Below are 6,899 nucleotides of genomic sequence, written 5' to 3' on the forward strand. Positions count from 1 at the left end.
GAGCGGGGCGGGATCCCGAACGGGTGCCTACGGCAGAGCGGCACCCCAAGGCGGCCTTTAGGTTTCGCATATGGGACATTTTTCACTCCGCGCCTCTCTCGCGAAGACGACCTGAGCGGCCATGGGCGTCATCAAGGACCATCCGGAATTCGCGCTCTTCATCTCCCTCGCCCTGGGCTATCTCGTGGGCAAGATCCGGGTCGGACCCCTCACCCTGGGCGGCATCTGCGGCACGCTGATCGTGTCCCTGCTGATCGGGGCGTGGACCAAGGCCTCGGTGTCCGGTGATGTGAAGACCGTGTTCTTCGCGCTGTTCATCTTCGCGCTCGGCTACATGGCCGGGCCCCAGTTCTTCGCGAACCTGAACCGCAAGAGCCTGCGCTTCTTCGCGCTGTGCGCCATCGAGGTCGTCTGCGTCCTGGCCATCGCCATCGGCCTGGCCAAGGCGTTCGACCTGGACGTCGGTACGGCCTCCGGCATCCTCGCCGGCGCCGCCACCGAGTCCGCGGTCGTCGGTACGGCCACCGAGGCGATCGGCAAGCTCGACGGGCTGACCCCGGACCAGATCACCCAGTACCAGGGGCATGTGGCCACCGCGTACACCGTCTGCTACCTCTTCGGCCTGGTCACGATCGTCCTCTACACCAGCCAGATCATGCCGAGGCTGCTGCGGACCGATCTGCGGGAGGCCTCGCGCGAACTGTGGGAGCGGATGCGCGGCGGCTCCGGGACGCTCGAGCACGATGAGCGGCCCGCTCTGCCGGGTCTGGTCGGGCGTACCTATCTGGTGACCGCCGGGGACGGCCGTACGGTCGGTGACCTGGAGCAGGCCATGGGCGGCCGGGTCACCGTCGAGCAGATCAAACGGGGCAGCAAGGTGCTCACCCCGTCCCCCGAACTCGAGCTGACGCTGTCCGACCTGGTCCTGATCGTGGGACGGCGGGCCAATGTCATCGACGCCGGACGCGAGGTCGGCGTGGAGACGCCCGGCGTGCCCGGTCTCGACTCCCCGCTGGCCACGACCCAGGTCGCCGTCACCGACAAGGCGGCCGAGGGCAAGGACATCGACCAACTGCAGCTGGACCACCCGGAGTTCATCAAGGGCGGCGTCTACGTCACGGAGGTGCTCCGCGGCGACCAGGTGATGCCCGCGAACGGGGACACCGTGGTGCACCGGGGCGATGTGCTGACGCTGACGGGTGCCCGCTCGGGTCTCGGCAAGCTGACCGACAAGCTCGGCGCGGTCGTCAAGAACGACGCGACCGACTTCATCTATCTGGGTCTCGGTATCGCGGTCGGTTCGCTGATCGGGCAGATCGTGGTCAAGTTCGGCGATGTGCCGATGTCGCTCGGCACCGGCGGCGGCTGTCTGATCTCGGGCCTGCTCTTCGGCTGGTTCCGCTCCCGCAAGCAGACCTTCGGCGCGTTCCCGCCGCAGGCCGCGACCACCATCAAGGACATGGGCCTGGCGGTCTTCATCGCCTGCACCGGCCTGGTGTCCGGGCCGCAGGCCGGGCCGCTGCTCAAGGAGTACGGGGCGCTGCTGCCGTTCGCCGGGATCGCGATGGTCCTGATCCCCGCCACGATCTCGCTGATCGTCGGCCGCAAGCTCATGAAGATCGAGACCCCGCTGCTGCTCGGCGCCATCGCGGGCCAGCAGTGCTCCACGCCTGCGATCACGGCGATCACGCAGACGGCACAGAGTTCCGTGCCGATGCTCGGCTACACGATCACGTACGCGCTCTCGAACTTCCTGCTGCCCCTGACCGGTCCGGTACTCGTCGGGATTCTCGGTGCCTAGCGGCAAGGGGGCATGCGTGGTGGCTTGCGGCGAGGGAGACGCGTCATGATCGATTTCCTCAACCGGAACATCTTCCAGCCCCATCCGGAGCTGCTGGTGTTCCTCACGGTCGCGATCGGCTTCCTGTTCGGGAAACTGCGCTACAAGGCGATCGCACTCGGTGCGGTCACCGGCTGTCTGATCGCCGGGCTGCTGCTCGGCGCGCAGCTCAAGGTGACGATCGACGGCACGGTGAAGAACCTGTTCTTCACGATGTTCCTGTTCGCCCTCGGCTACCGGGTCGGGCCGCAGTTCTTCCAGGGTTTGAAGAAGGACGGCGTTCCGCAGGTCATCAACGCCGTGGTGGTCTGTGTGACCGGCCTGTTGGTGTCCTGGGGCTTCGTCTCGATGCTCGGATACGGGCCGGGCCTGAGCGCCGGATTCCTCGGCGGGGCGCTGACGCAGTCCGCCGTCATCGGTGTCGCACAGGACGCCATCAGCAACCTGCCGGGTCTGTCGGCCGACCAGATCAAGGACGAGCAGAACCTCGTCGCCGTCGGTTATGCCGTCTGCTACCCGCTGGGCACCATCCTGTGCGCGCTCCTGCTCGCCAACATCCTGCCCCGGCTCTACCGCAGGAACCTGGCCGCCGAATCCGCCCAGCTGGCCGCGGAGTTGGACGTACCGGCCGGGAACCCCGATCTCAGCGAGGGCTACTACGAGGTGGTCCTGCGCGCGTACACCGTGCAGCGGCCCGATGTGGTCGGCCGTACGGTCCAGGACTTCGAGAGCCAGCAGAAGGAGCTGGGCCGGCGCATCTACCTCACCAATGTGCGGCGCGACGGCAAGGTCCTCGAGCACGACCAGCAACTCGTGCTCCAAGAGGGCGACATCGTCGCCGTCAGCGCGCTGCGCGGCGATCTGGTCACCTATGACGCGCGGACGCATATCGGCGCCGAGGCCGATGACGCGGAGCTGCTCGGCTACCAGACCGAGACGCTGCATGTGATCGCCTCGGAGAAGGAGCAACTGGGCAAGACCGTCGCCGAGTTGCGGGCCGAGCCGTTCATGGTCGGCGTCTACATCGACAAGCTGTACCGCTCGGGCTCGGAATTCCCGTACCGGCTCTCCACGAAGATCGAACGCGGCGACACCCTGATCCTCACCGGCCCCAGGCGGCTGGTCGATCCGGCGGGTGCGGCGATCGGCAAGCCGGTGCCCACCTCGTTCGCCACCGACATGATCTGGGTGGGCCTCGGGATCTTCCTCGGCGGCTGCATCGGCATCCCCGCGCTCACGGCGGGAGGTGTGCCGATCTCGCTGTCCACCTCGGGCGGTGCGCTGATCATGGGCCTGGTCTTCGGCTGGATCCGCGGCAAGTACCCGACCTTCGGCAACGTACCGCCGGGTGCCCAGTGGTTCATGGACACGCTCGGGCTCTGTCTGTTCATCGCCGTCGTCGGCCTGAACGCCGGACCGAGCTTCACCTCCGGCCTGGCCACGGCCGGCTGGGGACTGCTGGTCTGGGGCGCCGTCGCCACCCTGATCCCGCTGCTCGTCGGCTTCCTGGTCGGCCATCACATCCAGAAGATCCGGTTCCCGATCCTGATGGGCGTCCTGGCCGGCGGCCAGACCACCACGGCCGCGATCGGGGCCGTCAACGAACAGTCACGGTCCCAGGTGCCGACGCTCGGCTACACGGTCCCGTACGCCATCGGCAATGTGCTCCTGACCATCTGGGGCGCCGTCATCGTCCTCCTGCACCACTGACCCTCACGGAACTTCCAGGGAGCCGTCATGCCCAAGACCACCTTCACGCGCGAGGAGATCCAGTCCTTCGCCCAGCTCAGCCCGTTCGAGCTGAAGGACAAGTTCATCCAGATCGCGCAGGCCGTCCAGGAGGACAAGCCCGGTCAGAAGGAGAAGTCCTCCGCGCAGATGCTCAACGCCGGCCGCGGCAACCCGAACTGGATCGCCTCGGGCCCCCGCGAGGCGTTCTTCGCGCTCGGCTACTTCGCGCTCTCGGAGTCCAAGCGGGTGTGGAGCGCGGACAACCTCGGGGGGATGCCGGAGAAGGGCGACATCGGCAAGCGCTTCGACCGCTGGCTGCGCGCCAACCCCGAACTGCCCGGCACGGAGATGCTGGAGGCCTGCGTGGAGAAGGCGGTCGAACGCTTCGGGTTCGACAGGGACGCCTTCCTGCACGAGCTCGCCGACTCCATCGTCGGCGACAACTACCCGGTCCCCGACCGGATGCTGGTGCACGCCGAGCAGATCGTCCGTGGCTACATCGGCGACGAGATGTTCGACAAGAGGCCCCCGGCGGACAACAACCTGAGCCTGTTCGCCACCGAGGGCGGCACCGCCGCGATGTGCTACATCTTCGACTCGCTGATGAAGAACGGGCTGTTGAAGAAGGGCGACAAGATCGCCCTGCTGACGCCGGTGTTCACGCCGTATCTGGAGATCCCGGAACTCGACACGTACGAGTTCGAGGTCGTGCACGTCTCGGCGAGCATGTTCGCCGAGACCGGGGTGCGTGAATGGCGCTATCCCACCGAAGAGGTCGCCAAGCTGGAGGACCCGGCCATCAAGCTGGCCTGCATCGTCAACCCCTCCAACCCGCCCTCCCTGGCGATGAGTCAGCGCGTGATCGACCAGATCAAGGACATCGTCGCCACCAAGAACCCCCACCTGCTCCTCGTCACCGACGACGTCTACGGCACCTTCGTCGAGGGTTTCCGCTCCATCGCCGCGGACCTCGCCCGCAACACCCTGCTCGTGTACTCGTACTCCAAGCACTACGGCTGCACCGGCTGGCGGCTCGGAGTGATCGGCCTGCACGACGACAACGTGATCGACGAGATGATCGCGAACCTCCCGGCGCAGGAGAAGGCGCGCCTGGCCAAGAGGTACGGGACGCTGACGCTGGAGCCGGAGAAGATCCGGTTCATCGACCGGCTCGTCGCCGACTCCCGGCAGGTCGCCCTCAACCACACCGCGGGTCTCTCGCTGCCGCAGCAGGTGCAGATGGTGCTGTTCTCGCTCTTCGACATGCTCGACGAAGGGCAGGCGTACAAGCTCAAGGTCCGCTCCATCGTGCAGCAGCGCCTCGACCTGCTGCTCGAAGGCGCCCAGATGAAGATCAGCGAGGACGCGCAGCGCGCCGGCTACTACATCGAACTCGATCTGCTCGCCGAGGCGGAGCGCACGCAGGGCAAGGAGTTCGCGGACTTCCTCGAGAAGAACTACGAGCCCGTCGACCCGCTGTTCCGGCTCGCCGAGCAGACCCATGTCGTGCTGCTCAACGGCGGCGGTTTCGACGGCCCGGAGTGGTCCGTGCGGGTCTCTCTGGCCAACCTCGACGATCTGGACTACCTGAAGATCGGGCACCATCTGCGGGCGATCTTCGATGACTACATTGCGGAGTGGCGGGCTTCGAAGGGGTAAGTCTGGCTTTTCGTACGGTGAGTTGGGGCCCGTGGCCGGGAGGCGCGGGCCCCTTCGCGTGCCGGGTGCGGCAGTTGCGGGGGAGCCGAGGGGCGGCAGTTGTGGAGGGTGCAGGCGGAGTTATCCACAGGCTCTGACGAGCTCGGGCGAGGCAGCGTACGGTCTGGGGCAGTCGATGTCCGCGCACGGCGGACCTGGGAGAACGGGGAGGCCGTCGTGGGCGAGACCGAGGCGATCGTGCAGCAGCGGAAGGCGCGGGTGCCGGCGCAGGAAGCAGCTGTGGGCGTGCGGATTCCGAGCGTGCAGGGCTTCGCGCAGTGGGCGGCCGAGGAGCCGCCCAAGCGCCGGGGGAAGGCGCTGCGGGAGCGCATAGGACGGTCCGCGCATGCCGAGTTCACCGCGGACCCGGGCCGGCCCGACGCGGTCTCGGCCGTCGAGGAGTCCAGCGCCGGCCGGATCCCCGGGCTCACCCCGCTGCGGGTGGGACGGATGTCCGCGAACCCCTTCGCGTTTCTGCGCGGCTCCGCCGGACTCATGGCGTACGACCTGGCCCGCACCCCGGTGACCGGCATCGGCGCGCAGATCTGCGGCGATGCGCACGCGGGGAACTTCGGGTTGTACGGGGACGCGCGCGGCGGACTCGTCATCGACCTCAATGACTTCGACGAGACGGTGGTCGGCCCTTGGGAGTGGGATCTGAAGCGGCTCGTCACCTCGCTCGTGGTGGCGGGGCGCGTGGCCGGGGTGGGCGAGGACACCTGCCGTGAGGCGGCGGCGGACGCGGCGGGGGCGTACCGGCGCACGATGCGGCTGATGGCGAAGCTGCCCGCCCTCGAGGCATGGCATGCGATCGCCGACGAGGAGCTGGTCTCGCACACCGACGCCCACGACCTGCTCGGCACCCTGGAGCGGGTCTCCGAGAAGGCACGGCGCAACACCAGCGGGCGCTTCGCGGCCAAGTCCACCGAGACCCTTGAGGACGGCAGCCTGCGCTTCGTCGACGCGGAGCCGGTGCTGCGGCGGGTGCCGGACGCGGAGGCCGCGGCGGTGGCGGCCTCGCTCGAGGAGTACGTGACCACGCTGGGCGAGGACCGGCTGCCGCTGCTCGCCCGGCACGCGATCCAGGACGTGGCGTTCCGCGTGGTGGGCACCGGGTCGGTCGGCACCCGTTCGTACGTGGTGCTGCTGCAGGACCACCGGGGCGAGCCGTTCGTCCTGCAGGTGAAGGAGGCCCGCCCGTCGGCGCTCGCCCCGCACCTGCCGGTGGCCGGCTTCAAGGCGCCAGAGGCGGGGCACGAGGGCCGTCGCGTCGTCCTCGGCCAGAAGCGGATGCAGGTGGTCAGCGACATCCTGCTCGGCTGGACCACCGTCGAGGGACGTCCTTTCCAGGTACGGCAGTTCAGGAACCGCAAGGGCAGCGTCGACCCGGCCGAACTCGCCGCCGACCAGCTGGACGACTACGGCCGGATGACCGGCGCCCTGCTGGCCCGCGCCCATGCGCACGGCGCAGACCCGCGGCTGATCTCGGGCTACTGCGGCAAGACGGAGGAACTGGACGAGGCCATGGCCGCTTTCGCGGTGGCGTACGCAGACCGCACAGAGGCGGACCACGCGCTCCTGGAGACGGCGGTGCGGGAGGGGCGGGTCGAGGCTGAGGTGGGGGTTTGAG

Annotated in this window: 4 protein-coding genes; all 4 read left to right on the forward strand. The window is 68.3% G+C overall.

Translation table 11 applies throughout. The features are described from left to right. Window positions 1–121: 121 nt before the first annotated feature. The 4 genes from aspT (G6045_RS21980) to G6045_RS21995 all read left to right on the forward strand — a co-directional run bounded on the left by aspT (G6045_RS21980) (window position 122) and on the right by G6045_RS21995 (window position 6,898). Entirely contained in the window at window positions 122–1,801 is a 1,680-nt protein-coding gene (gene aspT, locus G6045_RS21980; RefSeq protein WP_165333759.1) for an aspartate-alanine antiporter, read from the forward strand. Window positions 1,802–1,846: 45 nt separating this feature from the next. After that, complete coding sequence (gene aspT / locus G6045_RS21985) at window positions 1,847–3,550, forward strand: aspartate-alanine antiporter (RefSeq protein ID WP_165333760.1); 1,704 nt, start codon at window positions 1,847–1,849, stop codon at window positions 3,548–3,550. Between the two features lie 27 nt (window positions 3,551–3,577). Further along, a complete protein-coding gene (locus G6045_RS21990) occupies window positions 3,578–5,230 on the forward strand; it encodes a bifunctional aspartate transaminase/aspartate 4-decarboxylase (protein WP_165333761.1) in 1,653 nt (550 codons plus the stop codon). A 237-nt stretch (window positions 5,231–5,467) separates the two neighbouring features. Continuing rightward, on the forward strand, window positions 5,468–6,898 hold the full coding sequence (locus tag G6045_RS21995; protein WP_328707860.1) for a DUF2252 domain-containing protein: 1,431 nt from the start codon (window positions 5,468–5,470) through the stop codon (window positions 6,896–6,898). Window position 6,899: the final 1 nt, after the last annotated feature.

This window comes from Streptomyces mesophilus, from assembly GCF_011044995.1.
GTDB classification, from domain to species: domain Bacteria; phylum Actinomycetota; class Actinomycetes; order Streptomycetales; family Streptomycetaceae; genus Streptomyces; species Streptomyces mesophilus.

Coding starts and splice junctions, on each gene's coding strand:
- aspT (WP_165333759.1), top strand. CDS start 122: ATGGGCGTCATCAAGGACCATCCGGAATTCGCGCTCTTCATCTCCCTC.
- aspT (WP_165333760.1), top strand. CDS start 1,847: ATGATCGATTTCCTCAACCGGAACATCTTCCAGCCCCATCCGGAGCTG.
- G6045_RS21990 (WP_165333761.1), top strand. CDS start 3,578: ATGCCCAAGACCACCTTCACGCGCGAGGAGATCCAGTCCTTCGCCCAG.